Raw genomic sequence first — 17,321 nt, 5'->3', positions numbered from 1 at the left:
TCGTTGCGGTGCGCCCCGCAGGTCGCCGGGGCGGCGCGGGACACGCTCGCGCACGCCGAGCGGGTGGCGTCGTGGGAACTGGCGAGCGCCGTCGACAATCCGGTGGTGACGCTGGACGGGCGGGTGGAGTCGAACGGCAATTTCCACGGGGCGCCGGTCGGGTACGTGCTGGACTTTCTGGCGATCGTCGTCGCGGACGTGGCGAGCATGAGTGAGCGTCGCACCGACCGCTTCCTCGACGTCGCCCGCAATCACGGGCTGCCCCCGTTCCTGGCCGACGACCCCGGGGTGGACAGCGGCCACATGATCGCCCAGTACACCCAGGCCGCGATCGTCTCGGAGCTGAAGCGGCTGGCGGCGCCGGCGAGTGTGGACTCGATTCCGTCGTCGGCGATGCAGGAGGATCACGTGTCGATGGGCTGGTCGGCGGCCCGGAAGCTGCGCCGGGCGATCGACGGACTGACCCGGGTACTCGCGATCGAGGCGTTGACGGCCGCTCGTGCGCTCGACCTGCGTGCCCCGCTGGCACCGTCGCCGGCGACGGGTGCGGTGCGGGACACGATCCGCGAGCACGTCGCCGGACCGGGGGCCGATCGTCACCTCGCGCCGGAGATCGAGGCCGCGGTCATCCTCGCCTCGTCCGGCGCGCTGGTCGCGAGCGCGGAGTCGGTGGTGGGAAAGCTGGACTGACCGGGGCGCTCGACGGCCCCGTTGATGTCTCGAGGCTTGCGAACTACCGTGGAATGCAGGAGATGGTCCTCATGACTCTCGCGGAGTTCGACACACGCAGGAAGACCGTCGACACGGACCGTGGTCCGGTCAGCTACCTCGATTCCGGCACCGGCCGTGTGGCGTTCTTCATCCACGGCGTCGGGACCTCCGGCTACCTCTGGCGCAACGTGATCCGTCAGCTCGAGGGCGAAAGACGGTGCGTCGCCCTCGATCTTCCGCTGCACGGTCACACCCCCGCCGCGCCCGATCAGGACTTCACGCTGGGCGCGCTCGCCGACGTCGTCGCGGCCACGTGCGACGCCCTGGGGCTGCTCGAGGTCGACGTGGTTGCCAACGACACCGGCGGAGCGGTCGCGCAGATCTTCGCGGCCCGGCACCCCGACAGGTTGTCGTCGCTGACGTTGACGAACTGCGAAACCCATGACAACGTGCCGCCGAAGGCATTCCTTCCCGCCGTGCTGCTCGCCCGGGCGGGACTGCTCGCCCGGATTGCGCGACCGCTGGCGAGGAATGTGTCGAGGGCTCGTAAGTTGTTGTACGGCAGTGGGTATCAGAACGTGCGATCACTGCCGGAGGAAGTCGTGGCGTCGTACGTCGAGCCGCTGCTCGGCACCCACGACCGGGCATTGCTGTTCCAGCGCTGGATCGCGTCCCTCCATCCACGCGACCTACTCGCGGTCGAGTCGGACCTCGCGGCACTCGAGGTACCCACACTCGTCGTGTGGGGAACCGGGGACGTGTTCTTCCGGACGAAGTGGGCCTACTGGCTGCGCGACCTCATCCCGGGAGCACGGGAAGTCGTGGAGATCCGGGGTGGCAAGTTGTTCTTCCCCGACGAACGTGCGCGCGAACTGGTCGTCGAACTGCGCAGATTCTGGGCAGCCCGTTCGTGAGCCGCGCTCAGCGCAGCGGGTCGAAATGCCGCATGACGCCGGGAACCTCGCCGCCGGTCATGGAGTCGGCCATCATGCGCCCGGTGAGCGGGCCCAAGGCGATGCCCCACATTCCGTGACCGCCCGCCACGTGCACGCGGGGGGAGCGGGTGGCGCCGACGAGCGGAAGTCCGTCGGTGGTGCAGGGCCGGGATCCGACCCACTCCTCCTGACGCGATTCCCAGTCGATGCCGGTGAACATGGGCGTCGCGGCCTCGATGATCGCCCGGACCCGACGCGGGTCGAGAGGCGCGTCGGGACTGCGGAATTCCATCATTCCGGCGACACGGAAACGGTCGTGCAGCGGGGTGCACGCCACTCGCTGCGTGGGGAAGTAGATCGGGTTCTTCGGCATCTGCTCGGGCTGGACGCTGAAGCTGTAGCCGCGGCCGGCCTGCACCAGGGCGCGGACACCGAACGGGCGGGCGAGAGCATTGAGGCGTGCGCCGCTGGCGATGACGACGGCATCGGCGGCGACAGCGTCGCCGGTGGCCGAGACCAGGCTGACCCCGGACTGTCCCCGATCCTGCACACTGGCCACGTCGAAACCGGACCTGATGTCGCCGCCACGGGCCCGGACGGCGTCGGCGAGTGAGTGCACGAAGCGCGGCGGATCGATGAAGCGCTGGTTGCGCAGCCTCAGACCGGAGTGCACGCCATTGCCGAGACTCGGCTCGAGAGAGTGGATCTCGTCCCTGTCGACGCGGTCGTATTCGACCTCGCCGCCCGCGGCCTCGACGTGACGGAACTCGTCGACGAGCGCTTCGCGGTCCTCGTCCGACTTGAACGCGGTGAGGAACGGGTCGGCGAGATGCGTGTGCTCCCGCACGCCGCCGTCCGCGAGTTCGTCGTAGGCGCCCAGGGAGATCCGGTTGACCTCGGCGTACACCTTCATCGCGTCCTCCCACCGGGAGGGCGTGCAGTGCCGGGCGAAGCCGACGAGGAAACGCACCAGGCGCAGATCGGTCGTGAAGGGAACGTAGACCGGCGACGACGGATTCAGCATTGCGCGCAGCCCGTACTTCAACACGGCGGGCTCGGGCAGCGGCAGCGTCAATGCCGGTGCGAGCCAACCCGCGTTGCCCCAGGACGCGTCCGACGCGACACTCTCACGATCGACGACCGTGACGCGCACGCCGCGCTCCTGGAGGAACCACGCCGTGGACAATCCGACGACGCCTGCTCCGACGATCGCGACATGGTCAGGGCGCTGCACTGTGCTCATGACTCCATCATGGGTCGGCGACGGCGCCGGGGGAGTAGCCGTTCGGCCAGTCCCCGACAGTGCCCCCTGTGCAATCGGCCAGGGGTCACATGCCCCGCAGTCCTGTCAGCTTCAGATGCAACATCAGGATGAGCCGGGTGTCCGCGTCGGACAGGTCCACGTCGCACGAATCGACGCAGCGTCGCAGCCGGTTCCTCAGCGTGTTGGGGTGCACGTGCAGCGCGGCGGCCGCATCGGCGACGTCGCCGCCGTAGGCGAGAAAGGCGCGGGCCGTAGCCACGAGATCGGTCCCGTGCTGCTCGTCGTGCCGGGTGAGCGCGGCGAGTGGGGTGAGCTCGCCGAGGCCGTCGAAGATGTCTGCCACACGCAACGCCAGCACGGACGCGAGACTGTCCCGCATCGTCCCGACGACACCGCCGGACCGGGCGTGCTGCAGGACGGTGAGAACCCGATCGGCGTCCCCTCGCGACAGGTGAGCCTGGCTGGCCGTGGTCACTTCGCGTCCGACGGCGACCACGAACGCCGCCCCGCTGCGGGCGCGACCGAGGAAATTCTCGGCGAGGCGCCGGACGTCCTTCTCCGACGCGGCGATGACCACATAGATGACGTCGTCGAGCTGGGCGGCGACCGAATCGACCGCCAACGTGTCGAGGTACAGGCCGAGGGAAGCGAGCAAACCGGATGGCAGCGAGCGCCCGATCGCGACCGGGGCGGCCGCCGCGACGGTCAGCCTTCCCTCCAGCCGGAGGTCGTCGGCGGCGCGGAAGGCGGGCTCGCCGCCGTTGATCAGCGCACGCACCCGATCCACCTGCATCCGGCGCGTCACGTCCACCCGTTCGCGCTCCGCCGCGATGTGTTCGGCGACGACCGGCACCGCGGACCGCAGGATCGATTCCTGTTCCGGAGTGGGGGCGGACGTCATCGCCGCCCAAATGGACCCGACCGACCGTCCCGCGTCCCGCACCGCGATCACCGCTCGGGGAGTCATGTTCGGCATCCGCATGTCCACGTAGAAGACGTCGGTGTCGCGGTGCAGGCGCTCGAAGACACCGGCGTCCGCGAGGAGTTGCCGGTACTTCCCGGGCACCTGCCGTCCCAGAATGGTCTCGATGCGGGCTTGGTCCACGGCCTGCTCGCCGCTCGAATAGGCCAGAACCGTCGAGTTCTCGTCCTCGATCGTGATCGGCGCACCGATCAGCTCGGCCAGCGACCCCGCCACCGTGAACAGGTCTTCACCGCGCAGGTCCATGTCTGGGAGCCTAGTTGCCGGGAACGGTCCGGCCCGGTCTTCGCCGCGACACCGTGTCCTCGAGACACGGGCTTCCGGGTCCTGGCGGTGGCCACCTCACACGGGCATTGTGGGGGGTATGGCGGCGGCGCAGGGCGGAACCGGAACGATGGCCGCGTGGCGCGTGGTCGCGCCGGGCCCCGTCGCGGGCCACCCGCTGGAACTCGGACGCGAGACCGTTCCCGGGCCGGGACCGGGCGAACTTCTCGTGAAGGTGCTGGCGTGCGGAGTGTGCCGCACCGACCTGCACGTGACCGAAGGGGATCTGCCCGTGCACCGGCCCCGGGTGATTCCCGGCCACGAGGTGGTGGGGGAGGTTGCCGCACTGGGTGATTCGGTGTCGGGTTCCTTCGCTGTCGGCGACCGGGTGGGAATCGCCTGGCTGCGTCACACCTGCGGACGTTGCGCGGCCTGCCTGCGCGGTTCGGAGAACCTGTGCAGGCAGTCGCAGTACACGGGTTGGGATGCGGACGGCGGATACGCCGAATTCGCGACGGTCCCGGCCGACTACGCGCTGCACCTGCCGGAGGGCTACTCGGACACCGAACTCGCACCCCTGCTGTGCGCCGGGATCATCGGCTACCGCGCACTCGAACGTGCCGCGGTCCCCGACGGCGGCGCACTGGGCCTCTACGGGTTCGGTGGCAGCGCGCACCTCACCGCCCAGGTCGCGTCGATCCGCGGCGCCCGCGTGCACGTCATGACGCGTGGGGCGGAGGCCCGTGCGCTGGCGCAGCGACTCGGGGCGACGTCCGTGCAGGGTGTGCGCGACGTGCCGCCCGAACCCCTCGACTCCGCGATTCTGTTCGCGCCGGTCGGCGATCTGGTGCCCGTCGCCATGGAGGCGCTCGCCGACGGCGGCACCCTCGCCGTCGCGGGGATCCACCTCACCGACATTCCCGCGCTCGAGTACCAGAGGCATCTGTTCCGGGAACGGCAGATCCGCAGCGTCACCGCCAATACCCGTTCGGATTCCGTCGAATTCCTGCGCATCGCAGCGGAACACCGGCTGAGTATCGACATCCACCCGTACCCACTCGACCGCGCCGACCGGGCCCTGCGCGACCTGGCCGGCGGAAAGTTCAGCGGTGCAGCAGTTCTCGAGTCTTAGAGGGAGAGAGATATGAGCGAACATGCAGGGGCGCCCGTGGTCGTCGGTGTCGATGGTTCACGCGCCGCGCTCGACGCGGCGCGCTGGGCCGCGGGCACGGCGGTCCGGCTCGACGCCCCACTCCTGCTCGCCCACACCTACCCGGACGAGGCCACGTTCTACAACGGCACCGCGATGATGATCGACGCCCAGTTCATCCAGGAACTGCGCGAGGACGGCAACTCGATGCTCGACGCCACCACCGCCGCCGTCCTGCAGGACCACCCCGGACTCGCCGTCGAGCGCGACGTCCGATCCGGGACGGCGGCGTCCCACCTGATCGAGTTGTCGAGGGCGGCGCGGATAGTGGCGCTCGGCGCGCAGGGCGCCGGCGCGGTCACCGACTACCTCCTCGGGTCCACGGTGCTCCGGACGGTCAACCACGCGCACAGCCCGGTCGCGGTCGTCCGGGGAGCGTCCACGACGGCCTCACCGGACACCCGCCCGATCGTCGTCGGCGTCGACGGCAGCCAGGTCAGCGAGAAGGCCGTCGAGGAGGCTTTCGCGCTCGCGTCCGCGTTCGACGTCGGTCTGGACGTGGTGCACGCGTGGAGCGGCGAGAAGCAGCACGGCCTCGCCCATGCGTCGAAGTACGTGGACTGGACCGCCTACGAGGAAGGGGAGAAGGCCGTCGTGTCCGAATGCCTCGCCGGCATCCGGGACGAGTACCCGGACGTGCCGGTGAACGAGGTGACGACACAGGGGGTGTCCGCCGACGTCCTCCTGCGGCACGCGACGACGGCGCAGCTGCTGGTGGTCGGAAGCCACGGCCGGGGCAAAGTGATGGGTGCCCTGCTCGGATCCGTCAGCCAGAATCTGGTGCACCACGCACCCTGCCCCGTCCTCGTCTGCCGGGCTCGGCAGTGACACCGTCCGAGCCGGGCTCGGCAGTGACACCGTCCGAGCCGCGCGGATAGGCTCCTGTCATGGCTGGGGTCGAGGGTGTCCTGCTCGATATCGACGGGGTGCTGGTTACTTCGTGGCATCCGATCGACGGTGCCGTCGCCGCGGTGCGGGAGGTGCGCGAGCGCGGACTCGCGTGCGCCTACCTCACCAACACGACGTCCCGGACGTGCGACGAGATCGCCGACGCCCTGCGGTCGGCGGGCATCGAGGCCGACTCCGGAGAGATCGTCACGGCGGCCCGGCTCACCGCCGAATACGTCCGGTCGACCTACCCCGGGTCGCGGGCCTGGGTCCTCAACAGCGGCGACATCACAGCCGATCTGTCCGGGATCGAACTGGACGACGAGGACCCCGAGGTGGTGATCCTCGGTGGCGCCGGGCCGGAATTCACCCACGACGCTCTGAGCCGCGTGGTCGAGCTGATGCTCGACGGCGTCCCCGTCGTCGCGATGCACCGGGGCACCACATGGGCCACCCATGACGGGCTGCGCATCGACACGGGCACCTACCTCCCCGGCATGGAGGAGGTCGCGGGAACCAACGTCGTCTCGGTGGGCAAGCCGTCGCTCGCGGCGTTCCTCACCGCCACCGATCTGATGGGCACGGAACCGGACGTGACGGTCATGGTCGGTGACGACCTGACGAATGACGTCCTGGCCGCACAGCGGGTGGGACTGACCGGCGTGCTGGTGCGGACGGGCAAGTTCCGCCAGTCGATTCTGGACCTCGCCCCGCAGCGACCGGACCACGTCGTCGACTCGGTCGCGCAGCTGCCGAAGCTCCTCGACGAACTCGCCTGACCGCGGTCCGGGACTAACCGGCCGTGAGCGGGTACTCTCGCGGCGAATCCTCCAATTCGTCGTTCCCAGAAGGAGCTTCCATGCTCGCTGTCTCCACGCCCGTCACCTCGACCGCCTCGGCATCTCGTACTCGTATCTCGTCTCTGTTCGGCCGACGGCTGGCACGTGTGGGAGCGGCGATGGCCGTGGGTCTGGGCGTCGCGGCGGGAATTTCGGTGGCTGGTGCAGGCGTCGCCGGTGCCGCCCCCGTCAACTGTGTCTCCCCGCCGTCGGCCAACGACGTCCAGGTGTCGGACACCGCGAGTTGCGGCGCCAAGGCGTCCGAAGCCGGCGTCGCCCACGCGATGGCCGCGGACAGCGGCACCGCGGTGAGTGTCGCCAACGGACACAGCGGCGCCACCACGTACGCCAACGGATACGGAACGTCGCTCGGTGCGTCGACCGGCTCGGGTCAGGCCTACGCCCTCGCGCTCGGCGGCGGCATCGCTCGCTCCGGTGCGGCCGACGGCACCACCACCGTCGCGATCGCCGGCTGGGGTTCGGGCGCGACTGCCGACGCGAACGGCGTCGACTGCGTCGGTGCCCTGTCCCTCGCGTTCAACGTGAACACCGGCCAGGTCTGCGCGATGCGCTGATCGCCCGGGCTCACCGGTTCCGTCCCGACCTTGCACTCACCCTGTCCGAGTGCTAAAAATGCACTTGGCACTCACGACGCGTGAGTGCCAGGTCGGGACGGTGAGACCGGGAACCAAAGACACCCCTGGTCGTCCGTCGCGGGCACCGAACTCGGCCGAAGGCGTAAATGAGGCGACCCGACTAGCGGTCGCCTTGTGTGTCACCCCCAATCCGGAGGATCACTTCGCAATGGCCAAGATCATCGCGTTCGACGAAGAGGCCCGTCGCGGCCTCGAGCGGGGACTCAACGCCCTCGCCGACGCAGTCAAGGTGACGTTGGGCCCCAAGGGTCGCAACGTCGTGCTCGAGAAGAAGTGGGGCGCCCCCACGATCACCAACGATGGTGTTTCCATCGCCAAGGAGATCGAGCTCGAGGACCCCTACGAGAAGATCGGTGCCGAGCTGGTCAAGGAGGTCGCCAAGAAGACTGACGACGTCGCCGGCGACGGAACCACCACCGCTACCGTTCTCGCCCAGGCTCTCGTCCGTGAGGGTCTCCGCAATGTCGCTGCCGGCGCCAACCCGCTGGGTCTGAAGCGCGGCATCGAGAAGGCCGTCGAGGCCGTCACCGTGCGTCTGCTCGAGACCGCCAAGGAGATCGACACCAAGGAGCAGATCGCTGCTACCGCTGGTATCTCCGCAGGCGACCCGTCCATCGGCGAGCTCATCGCCGAGGCCATGGACAAGGTCGGCAAGGAAGGCGTCATCACGGTCGAGGAGTCCAACACCTTCGGCCTGCAGCTCGAGCTCACCGAGGGTATGCGCTTCGACAAGGGCTACATCTCGGCGTACTTCGCCACCGACCCGGAGCGTCAGGAAGCAGTCCTCGAGGACGCGTACATCCTGCTCGTGAGCTCCAAGATCTCCACGGTCAAGGACCTGCTGCCGCTGCTGGAGAAGGTCATCCAGTCCGGCAAGCCGTTGGTCATCATCGCCGAGGACGTCGAGGGCGAAGCCCTGTCCACCCTGGTGGTCAACAAGATCCGTGGCACCTTCAAGTCCGTGGCCGTCAAGGCCCCCGGCTTCGGTGACCGTCGCAAGGCTCAGCTCGCCGACATCGCCATCCTCACCGGTGGCGAGGTCATCAGCGAAGAGGTCGGCCTCTCCCTGGAGACCGCTGGACTCGAGCTGCTCGGCCAGGCACGCAAGGTCGTCATCACCAAGGACGAGACCACCATCGTCGAAGGCGCGGGAGACCCCGAGGCCATCGCCGGTCGCGTGTCGCAGATCCGCGCCGAGATCGAGAACAGCGACTCCGACTACGACCGCGAGAAGCTGCAGGAGCGCCTGGCCAAGCTGGCCGGTGGCGTTGCAGTCATCAAGGCCGGCGCTGCCACCGAGGTGGAGCTCAAGGAGCGCAAGCACCGCATCGAAGATGCCGTGCGTAACGCCAAGGCTGCCGTCGAAGAGGGCATCGTCGCCGGTGGTGGCGTGGCTCTGCTGCAGTCGGCTCCCGCGCTCGACGACCTGAAGCTCGAAGGTGACGAGGCCACCGGTGCGAACATCGTTCGCGTCGCCCTCGAAGCACCGCTGAAGCAGATCGCCTTCAACGCGGGCCTCGAGCCCGGCGTCGTTGCCGAGAAGGTTCGCAACCTGCCCGCAGGTCACGGCCTCAACGCCTCGACCAACGAGTACGGCGACCTGCTCGAAGCCGGCATCAACGACCCGGTCAAGGTCACCCGCTCCGCGCTGCAGAACGCAGCGTCCATCGCGGCTCTGTTCCTGACGACCGAGGCCGTCGTCGCCGACAAGCCGGAGAAGGCCGGAGCGCCCGTGGGCGACCCGACCGGCGGCATGGGCGGTATGGACTTCTAAAGGCGGCTACGCCTCCCGTGAGTGGTCGAGGAGTCCTCGGACTCGCCCGCCACTCACGGGCACGAAGTGCTCAAAGAGCCCGGGACACCATCTGGTGTCCCGGGCTCTTTCTTGTCGGTGACCCGCCCCTTCCCGTGTGCGCGTCGGTAGATCTCGTGTCGGCTGTGGCCGTGGAATCGTTCCACGGCCACAGTGCTTTCGGCTGCTGCCGCCTGTGTCAGTGTCCGGCCGGCATCAGCATCCAGGCGGCGAGGTAGACGAGGGCCGCGGTGCCGCCGGTGACCAGCGTGGCGACCACGGTGAGCAGTCGGACGAGGTTGACGTCCACCGAGAAGTATTCGGCGATGCCGCCGCAGACGCCTGCGAGCACCTTCTGGTTGTCGGAACGGGTGAACTGGCGGGGAGTGTTGCTGTCGAATGTCATGCGTCCATTCTGTTCGGCGGCATCTGCCGGCACATCGGGATGTTCCCCGATCTCGACCCTGGTCTTCGACCCTGAGTGCCCGCTCCATACCGCCGGAGGCCGCGCGTCGGTTCGGCGTCTCCCGTGGCGCGCCGCGCCGAAAAACTCGATATCCCACACTTCGTGTCAATTCGATGTGACAATGGAAAATTTTGCCATCGAATTGCTGATTCGAGACAAATCGATGCGTTCACCGGGGCAAAGAAGGGATGTTCGAATTCGTTCACGCCTCGTTACTCCGCGGGGGAATTCAAGGGCGGCGACAAGAAAAAGTCCGGAAACAATGCAGTGAGGTATGTTCCGTCGCTATTCGATTACGAGAACGTGGATTCGGAGATCGTATCCATCGCATATCCCCAGCTAGATAGGCATGCTCTGCAGATAATTGAGAAGTAGCCAGTACTGATTTGCGGGTTCGTCGTTAAGTCAACGATCGCAAATGTTTACCACTTTGTGCTTATTCGAGGAGAAAACTCGGGTACAAATGACGGAGCCCCTGATCGCGGGGGGAAGTTCGAAATCCACTGCGTCGAAAAGGAGTAATACTATGTCCGACAGCTTTCTGACTCTGCTCGAAGCGCTCACCACACTGATCGACTTCATCGGGTCCGTCGCGGAATAGGGACACCCCCGTTTCGACCCCACTTCTCGACGAGAGCTGGAGCCCACATGACATCATGTGGGCTCCAGCTCTCGCCTCTTCGGAGTCGGGCAGGTGACGTCGCAGCGAAGGAGAACGATGGTCAACCGCACTGCAGCGGGTAGGTACGGGGTGCGGCTTGCACTCGCGGTCGCCCTGACGGCGGCGATTCCGTGCCTCGGAGTCCAGGCGTCCGCTTCCGCCGATCCGACCGGAGACGCCACTGTCGCGGACAGTGGTTCCCACCTGGTGAGCACCGACGAGATCGACGACCGGCAGTTGACCATGCAGGTGTACTCGGCCTCCATGGACCGGGAGATCCCGCTGCGGGTCATCACCCCCGCGGACACGAGCGAGCCGAGGCCCACGCTGTACCTGCTCAACGGGGCGGGCGGCGGCGAGGACTCCGCCACGTGGCAGGCCAGGACCGATGTCGTCGATTTCTTCGCTGACAAGAACGTCAACGTGGTCACGCCCATGGAGGGCGCGTTCAGTTACTACACGGACTGGGAGCAGACCGACCCTGAACTGGGCAACAACAAGTGGACGACGTTCCTCACGCAGGAACTTCCGCCGATCGTCGACTCCGCGCTCGGCACCAACGGCGTCAACTCGATCGCCGGTATCTCGATGGCGGGTAGTTCGGTGCTGAGCCTGGCACAGTCGGCTCCGGGCCTGTACGAGAGCGTCGGCGCCTACAGCGGCTGCGCGATGACCAGCACGGACCCCGGCCGCACGTACGTACAGCTGGTCGTCGAGGGCCGCGGCGGCGGCGACACCTCCAACATGTGGGGGCCGGAAGACGGCCCCGGCTGGACGGCCAACGACCCGTACGTCAACGCGGAGAAGCTGCGCGGACTCGACATCTACGTCAGCAACGGATCCGGACTGCCCGGGCCCGGCGACCAGCTGAACGGACCCGGGATCAACGGCGACGTCGGAACGCTCGCCAACCAGATCCTCCTCGGCGGCGCCATCGAGGCGGCCACCAACCAGTGCACCCACGCCCTCGCGGACAAGCTGAACGAACTGCAGATTCCCGCCACGTTCGACTTCCGGCCCGTCGGCACGCATTCGTGGTCCTACTGGGAAGAAGACCTGCACAAGTCGTGGCCGATGCTCGCTGCGTCGATCGGCCTGTAAACACCGGTCTCGGAAGAGACTCGACCCCCGCAGATCCCGGATCTGCGGGGGTCGAGCCGTCTAGTCTGACGAAGTGGAGACAGTACCGATCCAGATGCCCGACGGAACCACCACTCCGGTACGCCTGTTTCCCGGCCCGGACGAGGCCCCCGTCATCGTGGTGTTTCCCGGCCTGGGAATTCCCGCCGGCTACTACGAACCCTTCGCCGAGGAGCTCGTGTCCCGGGGGTTCAACGCGGCGATCGGCGAACTCCGTGGCCAGGGCGACAGCCGTCCCCGTCCGAGCAGCGCCAGCACGTACGGCTACCACGAACTGGTGGCCCTCGACTTCCCCGCGATCTTCGAGGTGGTGCGGGAGCGCTTTCCCGCCGCCACGCCCTTCCTGCTGGGACACAGCATGGGGGGTCAGCTCGGTGTGATGTACGCGGCCCGGATCCGCGGCCGGCTCGGCGGGATCGTGCTCGTCGCGTCCGGGTCGCCGTATCACCGGGGGTTCCCCGGCATCCATGCCCCGCGGATGCTGGTGGGCGCCGCGGCGATGTCGATGACGGCCAACCTTGCGGGGTTCTGGCCCGGCGACAAACTCGACATCGGCGGGTTCGGGCGGCAGTCGAAGGCGCTGATCACGGACTGGTCGCGATTCGCCCGCACCGGCAGGATCGAACCCGACGGCGCCGACATCGACTACGAGGAACGCATCGCCCGGCTGAAATTGCCGGTGCTGTCCGTGACCGTCGAAGGAGACGATCTGGCGCCGGAGTCCTCGGCGAAAAACCTCCTCGCGAAGCTCCCCAACGCCGATGTCACGCTGTGGCACCAGCCGCAGCCGCTGGGGCACAACGGGTGGATCCGCGACCCCGCCGGCACCGTCGACCGGATCGTCGAGTGGATCCACGACCACACCTGACCCGTGAGTACTTATTAACCGCCCGCGGTTAATAAGTACTCACGGGCGGGTGAGCTGCTCCCACAGGAACGTGAACGTGAGCGCCGATTTGAATGCGGCCTGTGCGTTGTCCGCGGCCCCGCCGTGCCCGCCCTCGATGTTCTCGTAATACCAGACCTCGTGGCCCTGTTCCTCGAGCAGTGCCGTCATCTTGCGGGCGTGGCCGGGGTGGACGCGGTCGTCGCGGGTGGACGTGGTGACGAGGATCGGCGGGTAGTCCGCGGTCGCGTCGGTGTTCTGATACGGCGAGTACTCGCTGATGAACTTCCAGTCGTCCGGGTTGTCCGGATCGCCGTACTCGGCCATCCACGACGCCCCGGCGAGCAGCAGGTGGTACCGCTTCATGTCGAGGAGCGGAACCTGGCACACGATCGCCCCGAACAGTTCCGGGTAGCGGGTGAGCATGACACCCATGAGGAGCCCGCCGTTGCTGCCGCCCTGGATCCCGAGCTGCTTCGACGTCGTGATGCCCCGGGCCACGAGATCGCGAGCGACCGCGGCGAAGTCCTCGAACGCCTTGTGGCGACCCTCCCGCACCGCCTGGGTGTGCCACGACGGGCCGTACTCGCCGCCGCCGCGGATGTTCGCCACCACGTACGCGCCACCGCGTTCGAGCCACGCGAACCCGACCGAACCGCTGTAGCCCGGGACCATCGAATTCTCGAAGCCGCCGTATCCGTACAGCATGGTGGGGCAGGGTCCGGTGACGTCGTCACGGCGCACTACGAAGTAGGGGATCTCGGTTCCGTCGTCGGACACCGCGAAGTGCTGCGCCACCGACATGCCGTCCGCGTCGAAGAACGACGGCGCCTGCTTGACGGGTTCGAGCGGTCCGCCGACCGTGCCGTACAGCAGTGTCGCCGGTGTCGTGAATCCGCTGGAGTTGACGAAGAAGCTGTCGCTGTTGCGGGGGTCGGTGCTGATGATCCCGCTCGCCGTGAGTTCCGGTACGCCGTCGAGAGGCTTCTCCTCCCACCCGGTGTCGTTCGGTGTGAGCACCGACAGCTTGGTCTGCACGTCCGACAGTCGCACGAGGAGGAGGTGGTTCCGGGTCCACGTTCCCTGCTCGAGGGACGTGTGCTCGTCCGGGGTGAACAGTGGCGTCAGCTCGCGGGACCCGGCGAGGAAGTCGGCGTAGTTCACGGCGAGCAGCGACCCGGCCGGGTAGACGGTGCCGTCCACGTCCCAGTCGGTGCGCGGACGGATGGTCAGCCAGTCGCGGTACACGGACGAGCCCGCGTCGTCGGGTGTGTCGATCCGGACCTTCGAGCCGTCCGGGAGCAGCTGGTAGCGCTCGGAATTGTAGAAGTCCATGGACCGGCCGACGAAGTGCCGCGCGTATCCGGGTGTGTCGTCGTACGAGGCGCCGACGGAGACGTCGGTGGTCTCGCCCTCGAAGACGGTGACCGCCTCGGTGAGCGGGGTGCCGCGATGCCAGCGCTTCGCGATTCTCGGGTAGCCGGAATCGGTCATCGAGCCTTCGCCGAAGTCGGTCCCGACGTACACGGTGTCCGTGTCGATCCAGCTGATGCTGGTCTTCGCCTCGGGGACGTCGAATGCGTGGTCGCCGCCGACGAACTCGCGCTTCTCGATGTCGAATTCGCGCACCACGGACGCGTCGGCGCCACCACGCGAGAACGACAGCAGGGCACGCGACTGCTCGGGTCGCAGCACGCTGGCCCCGGCCCACACCCAGTTCTCGCCCTCCCGTTCGGCGAGGGCGTCGACGTCGAGCAGGACGTCCCACTCGGGGTTCTCGGTGCGGTACTGCTCGAGCGTGGTGCGCCGCCAGATGCCGCGCTTGTGGTCGCCGTCGCGCCAGAAGTTGTACAGGTACTCGCCGCGCATGCCGGCGTAGGGGATCCGGTCGTCCGTGTCGAGCACGTCCAGGATCCGGCTCTCGAGCGCGGAGAACTCGGCGGTCTCGGTGTACTCGGCGAGAGTGCGGGCGTTGCGCTCCCGCACCCAGTCGAGTGAGCGGTCCGCGGTGACATCTTCGAGCCAGAGGAAGGGATCCGTCATGGCGCCATTCTTGCAGGCGGTGTCGTGCCTGGTCGCGGCGGCAAAGGTGTGACGGATGAGGCTACTCGCGGGTAATACGACCGCGTGGAGACAGCGATTCCGGACGGGACTACCCTGAACAACCGTGACCTCACACTATGACGTCGTTGTCCTCGGAGCCGGTCCCGGTGGGTACGTCGCTGCTATCCGCGCGGCACAGCTGGGATTGAGCACCGCCATCATCGAGCAGAAGTACTGGGGCGGTGTGTGCCTGAACGTCGGCTGCATCCCCTCCAAGGCACTTCTCCGCAATGCCGAACTTGCGCATCTCTTCACAAAAGAGGCCAAGACGTTCGGCATCTCGGGAGAGGCGTCCTTCGATTTCGGCGCCGCCTACGACCGCAGCCGCAAGGTCGCGGACGGGCGTGTCAAGGGCGTTCACTTCTTGATGAAGAAGAACAAGATCACCGAGTACGACGGCAAGGGGTCGTTCACCGACGCCAACACCCTCTCGGTCGAGCTGTCCAAGGGCGGGACGGAGACGGTGACGTTCGACAACGCCATCATCGCCACCGGTTCCACCACCAAGCTGCTGCCGGGCACCTCGCTCAGCGAGAACGTGGTCACCTACGAGGAGCAGATCCTCACCCGCGATCTCCCGGAGTCGATCCTCATCGTCGGTGCCGGCGCGATCGGCATGGAGTTCGGGTACGTCCTGAAGAACTACGGAGTGGACGTCACGATCGTCGAGTTCCTCGACCGTGCGCTGCCCAACGAGGACGCGGACGTCTCCAAGGAGATCGAGAAGCAGTACAAGAAGCTCGGCGTCACGATCAAGACCGGTGCCGCCGTCCAGAGCATCGACGACGACGGCAGCAAGGTCACCGTCTCGATCAAGAACAACAAGTCCGGCGACATCGAGACCGTCGTGGTCGACAAGGTGATGCAGTCGGTCGGATTCGCGCCCCGCGTCGAGGGCTTCGGCCTCGAGAAGACCGGCGTGCAGCTCGATCGTGGTGCGATCGGTATCACCGACACGATGCAGACGTCGGTGCCGCACATCTACGCCATCGGTGACGTGACGATGAAGCTGCAGCTGGCGCACGTCGCCGAGGCGCAGGGCGTCGTGGCCGCCGAGACGATCGCCGGCGTCGAGACGCTGCCGATCGAGGACTACCGGATGATGCCGCGGGCCACGTTCTGCCAGCCGCAGGTCGCGAGCTTCGGTCTGACCGAGCAGCAGGCCAAGGACGAGGGGTACGACGTGAAGGTCGCGACGTTCCCGTTCACCGCCAACGGCAAGGCGCACGGCCTCGGTGACCCGACCGGTTTCGTCAAGCTGATCGCCGACAAGAAGTACGGCGAACTGCTCGGCGGACACCTCATCGGCCCGGACGTGTCCGAGCTGCTGCCCGAGCTGACCCTCGCGCAGAAGTGGGACCTCACGGTCAACGAGCTGGCCCGGAACGTGCACACGCACCCGACGCTCAGCGAAGCCCTGCAGGAGGCCATCCACGGTCTCGCCGGGCACATGATCAACTTCTGACCCGAACACCGAGAGGGCCCGCACAGTCTCTGTGCGGGCCCTTCTCGTTTCTCACCGGGTTGCTTCCGCGATCCGATGGCGAAGTGTCCGTTCCGGTGGCATCGTGGGGAAGATGACCATGCCGGACAGCACGCCAGAAGGATCCGAGGGCGAGTACAGCCTGGACGAAGAGGACCAGTTGCAGCCGGAAGACACGTTGGTCGACCGAGGTGTGGACGACGTTCTCGACGAGGGCTATTCGCCTCCGGAGAGGCCGCTCGGGCTCGACGCGTACGGGACGACGGCCGCCGAGCAGCGCGAGGGTGAGACCCTCGATCAGCGGCTCGCGGAGGAGGAGCCGGACCCGGCTCTGGAAGACGACGACAACGCGGAGATCCTCGACGACAACGAGGTCGGGCGGCTGCGGTCGGGCCGGCTCGTCGCGGAGGACGAGGGTGTGGGCGAGGACGAGGAGAAGGACCTCGTGGCGTCCGACATCGGCATCGACGGGGGAGCGGCGTCGGCCGAAGAGGCCGCGGTCCACATCGTCGACGAGGAAACCGAACTCGACGAACTCAGCTGACGCCGCGTCCGGCGTCGTACTTCTCCTGTGCTGCCTGAACGTCGGGCACGCGCGATTCGACCAGTTCGATCAGGCCGATGAGGCGTGAACCGACCTCGGCGCCGAGCGGTGTCAGGCTGTATTCGACTTTGGGCGGAATGGCCTCGAGCACCTCGCGAACGACGAGGCCGTCTCGTTCGAGGGCCTGCAACGTCTGCGACAGCATGCGCTCGCTGACGCCGTCGACGCGTCGGCGGAGTGCGCTGAATCGGTAGTTCCCCTCGGTCAGCGCCGCGAGTGCGAGCACCCCCCAGCGACCGGTGATGGTCTGCAGGGTCTCGCGCGACGCGCAGTTGCGTGCAAAGACGTCGGCCTCGAGGGTGGGGTCCTCGGCTTCCTGTGCTGGCTGTGCGAGCTCGGACATGCGTCCAGCCTACCCCACATGAAGGAAGTGCTTACTGAAACATTTGCACTTACGAAAAATTAGTGCATGATGGAAAGTGAGCTTGAAAAGTCAA

16 protein-coding genes are annotated in these 17,321 nt (G+C 67.3%); 11 read left to right on the top strand and 5 right to left on the bottom strand.

Annotated elements, in window-relative coordinates; translation table 11 throughout:
• Together ACNJ7E_RS29230 and ACNJ7E_RS29225 are read left to right on the top strand one after the other, a co-directional pair.
• On the top strand, positions 1–690 hold a 690-nt coding region (locus tag ACNJ7E_RS29230; protein ID WP_418341610.1), incomplete at its 5' end, for an aromatic amino acid lyase.
• A 71-nt stretch (positions 691–761) separates the two neighbouring features.
• On the top strand, positions 762–1,625 hold the full coding sequence (locus ACNJ7E_RS29225) for an alpha/beta fold hydrolase (protein WP_418341609.1): 864 nt from the start codon (positions 762–764) through the stop codon (positions 1,623–1,625).
• 7 nt (positions 1,626–1,632) lie between these two features.
• Here the strand turns inward: ACNJ7E_RS29225 and ACNJ7E_RS29220 are convergent, their stop codons facing one another.
• Both ACNJ7E_RS29220 and ACNJ7E_RS29215 read right to left on the bottom strand, forming a co-directional pair.
• Complete coding sequence (locus ACNJ7E_RS29220; protein ID WP_418341608.1) at positions 1,633–2,889, bottom strand: NAD(P)/FAD-dependent oxidoreductase; 1,257 nt, start codon at positions 2,887–2,889, stop codon at positions 1,633–1,635.
• An 85-nt stretch (positions 2,890–2,974) separates the two neighbouring features.
• Positions 2,975–4,138, bottom strand: a complete 1,164-nt coding sequence (locus ACNJ7E_RS29215) for a helix-turn-helix domain-containing protein (RefSeq protein WP_280779828.1) — start codon at positions 4,136–4,138, stop codon at positions 2,975–2,977.
• A gap of 148 nt (positions 4,139–4,286) precedes the next feature.
• Here ACNJ7E_RS29215 and ACNJ7E_RS29210 point away from each other — a divergent pair, with 148 nt between their 5' ends.
• The 5 genes from ACNJ7E_RS29210 to groL all read left to right on the top strand — a co-directional run bounded on the left by ACNJ7E_RS29210 (position 4,287) and on the right by groL (position 9,523).
• On the top strand, positions 4,287–5,288 hold the full coding sequence (locus tag ACNJ7E_RS29210) for a zinc-binding alcohol dehydrogenase family protein (protein WP_418341612.1): 1,002 nt from the start codon (positions 4,287–4,289) through the stop codon (positions 5,286–5,288).
• Positions 5,289–5,300: 12 nt separating this feature from the next.
• Positions 5,301–6,194: a universal stress protein gene (locus ACNJ7E_RS29205; RefSeq protein ID WP_418341607.1), complete on the top strand. Its 894-nt coding sequence runs from the start codon at positions 5,301–5,303 to the stop codon at positions 6,192–6,194.
• Positions 6,195–6,253: 59 nt separating this feature from the next.
• Positions 6,254–7,033: an HAD-IIA family hydrolase gene (locus ACNJ7E_RS29200; RefSeq protein WP_280779830.1), complete on the top strand. Its 780-nt coding sequence runs from the start codon at positions 6,254–6,256 to the stop codon at positions 7,031–7,033.
• 80 nt (positions 7,034–7,113) lie between these two features.
• Positions 7,114–7,668 (top strand): DUF6764 family protein, encoded by a 555-nt coding sequence (locus tag ACNJ7E_RS29195; RefSeq protein ID WP_280779831.1) that lies wholly within the window; start codon positions 7,114–7,116, stop codon positions 7,666–7,668.
• Between the two features lie 229 nt (positions 7,669–7,897).
• The gene (gene groL, locus ACNJ7E_RS29190) at positions 7,898–9,523 is read left to right on the top strand and encodes a chaperonin GroEL (RefSeq protein WP_005251801.1); all 1,626 of its coding nucleotides are present in this window, start codon (positions 7,898–7,900) and stop codon (positions 9,521–9,523) included.
• Positions 9,524–9,740: 217 nt separating this feature from the next.
• Here groL and ACNJ7E_RS29185 read toward each other — a convergent pair whose 3' ends face one another.
• Positions 9,741–9,947 (bottom strand): PspC domain-containing protein, encoded by a 207-nt coding sequence (locus ACNJ7E_RS29185; RefSeq protein ID WP_280779832.1) that lies wholly within the window; start codon positions 9,945–9,947, stop codon positions 9,741–9,743.
• Between the two features lie 778 nt (positions 9,948–10,725).
• On the opposite strand from ACNJ7E_RS29185, the gene ACNJ7E_RS29180 reads away from it, so the two are divergent.
• Positions 10,726–11,769, top strand: a complete 1,044-nt coding sequence (locus ACNJ7E_RS29180; RefSeq protein WP_280779833.1) for an alpha/beta hydrolase — start codon at positions 10,726–10,728, stop codon at positions 11,767–11,769.
• A 73-nt stretch (positions 11,770–11,842) separates the two neighbouring features.
• Positions 11,843–12,676 carry an alpha/beta hydrolase family protein gene (locus ACNJ7E_RS29175; RefSeq protein WP_005251814.1) on the top strand — a complete coding sequence of 278 codons (834 nt, stop codon included), beginning with the start codon at positions 11,843–11,845 and terminating at the stop codon, positions 12,674–12,676.
• A gap of 39 nt (positions 12,677–12,715) precedes the next feature.
• On the opposite strand, the gene ACNJ7E_RS29170 is transcribed toward ACNJ7E_RS29175, so the two are convergent.
• Positions 12,716–14,794, bottom strand: coding sequence for a prolyl oligopeptidase family serine peptidase (locus ACNJ7E_RS29170; RefSeq protein WP_418341611.1), 2,079 nt, complete (start codon positions 14,792–14,794; stop codon positions 12,716–12,718).
• A 67-nt stretch (positions 14,795–14,861) separates the two neighbouring features.
• Between ACNJ7E_RS29170 and lpdA the strand changes: the two genes are divergently transcribed.
• Together lpdA and ACNJ7E_RS29160 are read left to right on the top strand one after the other, a co-directional pair.
• Positions 14,862–16,262 carry a dihydrolipoyl dehydrogenase gene (gene lpdA / locus ACNJ7E_RS29165; protein WP_005251816.1) on the top strand — a complete coding sequence of 467 codons (1,401 nt, stop codon included), beginning with the start codon at positions 14,862–14,864 and terminating at the stop codon, positions 16,260–16,262.
• Between the two features lie 112 nt (positions 16,263–16,374).
• The gene (locus tag ACNJ7E_RS29160) at positions 16,375–16,824 is read left to right on the top strand and encodes a DUF5709 domain-containing protein (RefSeq protein WP_016882725.1); all 450 of its coding nucleotides are present in this window, start codon (positions 16,375–16,377) and stop codon (positions 16,822–16,824) included.
• Here the strand turns inward: ACNJ7E_RS29160 and ACNJ7E_RS29155 are convergent.
• Positions 16,817–17,227 (bottom strand): winged helix-turn-helix transcriptional regulator, encoded by a 411-nt coding sequence (locus tag ACNJ7E_RS29155; RefSeq protein WP_280779834.1) that lies wholly within the window; start codon positions 17,225–17,227, stop codon positions 16,817–16,819. The genes ACNJ7E_RS29160 and ACNJ7E_RS29155 overlap by 8 nt on opposite strands.
• Between the last annotated feature and the right edge of the window lie 94 nt (positions 17,228–17,321).

Origin of the sequence: Rhodococcus mengyinensis (assembly GCF_048381435.1) — a bacterium.
GTDB lineage: Bacteria > Actinomycetota > Actinomycetes > Mycobacteriales > Mycobacteriaceae > Rhodococcus_F > Rhodococcus_F opacus_D.
Note: the sequence above shows the minus strand (reverse complement) of the source record. Positions and strands in the feature narration are given on the sequence as shown.

Bases quoted from the DNA above. Each gene is read 5' to 3' on its own strand.
- ACNJ7E_RS29225 (WP_418341609.1), top strand. From the start codon at position 762: ATGACTCTCGCGGAGTTCGACACACGCAGGAAGACCGTCGACACGGAC.
- ACNJ7E_RS29220 (WP_418341608.1), bottom strand. From the start codon at position 2,889: ATGAGCACAGTGCAGCGCCCTGACCATGTCGCGATCGTCGGAGCAGGC.
- ACNJ7E_RS29215 (WP_280779828.1), bottom strand. From the start codon at position 4,138: ATGGACCTGCGCGGTGAAGACCTGTTCACGGTGGCGGGGTCGCTGGCC.
- ACNJ7E_RS29210 (WP_418341612.1), top strand. From the start codon at position 4,287: ATGGCCGCGTGGCGCGTGGTCGCGCCGGGCCCCGTCGCGGGCCACCCG.
- ACNJ7E_RS29205 (WP_418341607.1), top strand. From the start codon at position 5,301: ATGAGCGAACATGCAGGGGCGCCCGTGGTCGTCGGTGTCGATGGTTCA.
- ACNJ7E_RS29200 (WP_280779830.1), top strand. From the start codon at position 6,254: ATGGCTGGGGTCGAGGGTGTCCTGCTCGATATCGACGGGGTGCTGGTT.
- ACNJ7E_RS29195 (WP_280779831.1), top strand. From the start codon at position 7,114: ATGCTCGCTGTCTCCACGCCCGTCACCTCGACCGCCTCGGCATCTCGT.
- groL (WP_005251801.1), top strand. From the start codon at position 7,898: ATGGCCAAGATCATCGCGTTCGACGAAGAGGCCCGTCGCGGCCTCGAG.
- ACNJ7E_RS29185 (WP_280779832.1), bottom strand. From the start codon at position 9,947: ATGACATTCGACAGCAACACTCCCCGCCAGTTCACCCGTTCCGACAAC.
- ACNJ7E_RS29180 (WP_280779833.1), top strand. From the start codon at position 10,726: ATGGTCAACCGCACTGCAGCGGGTAGGTACGGGGTGCGGCTTGCACTC.
- ACNJ7E_RS29160 (WP_016882725.1), top strand. From the start codon at position 16,375: ATGACCATGCCGGACAGCACGCCAGAAGGATCCGAGGGCGAGTACAGC.
- ACNJ7E_RS29155 (WP_280779834.1), bottom strand. From the start codon at position 17,227: ATGTCCGAGCTCGCACAGCCAGCACAGGAAGCCGAGGACCCCACCCTC.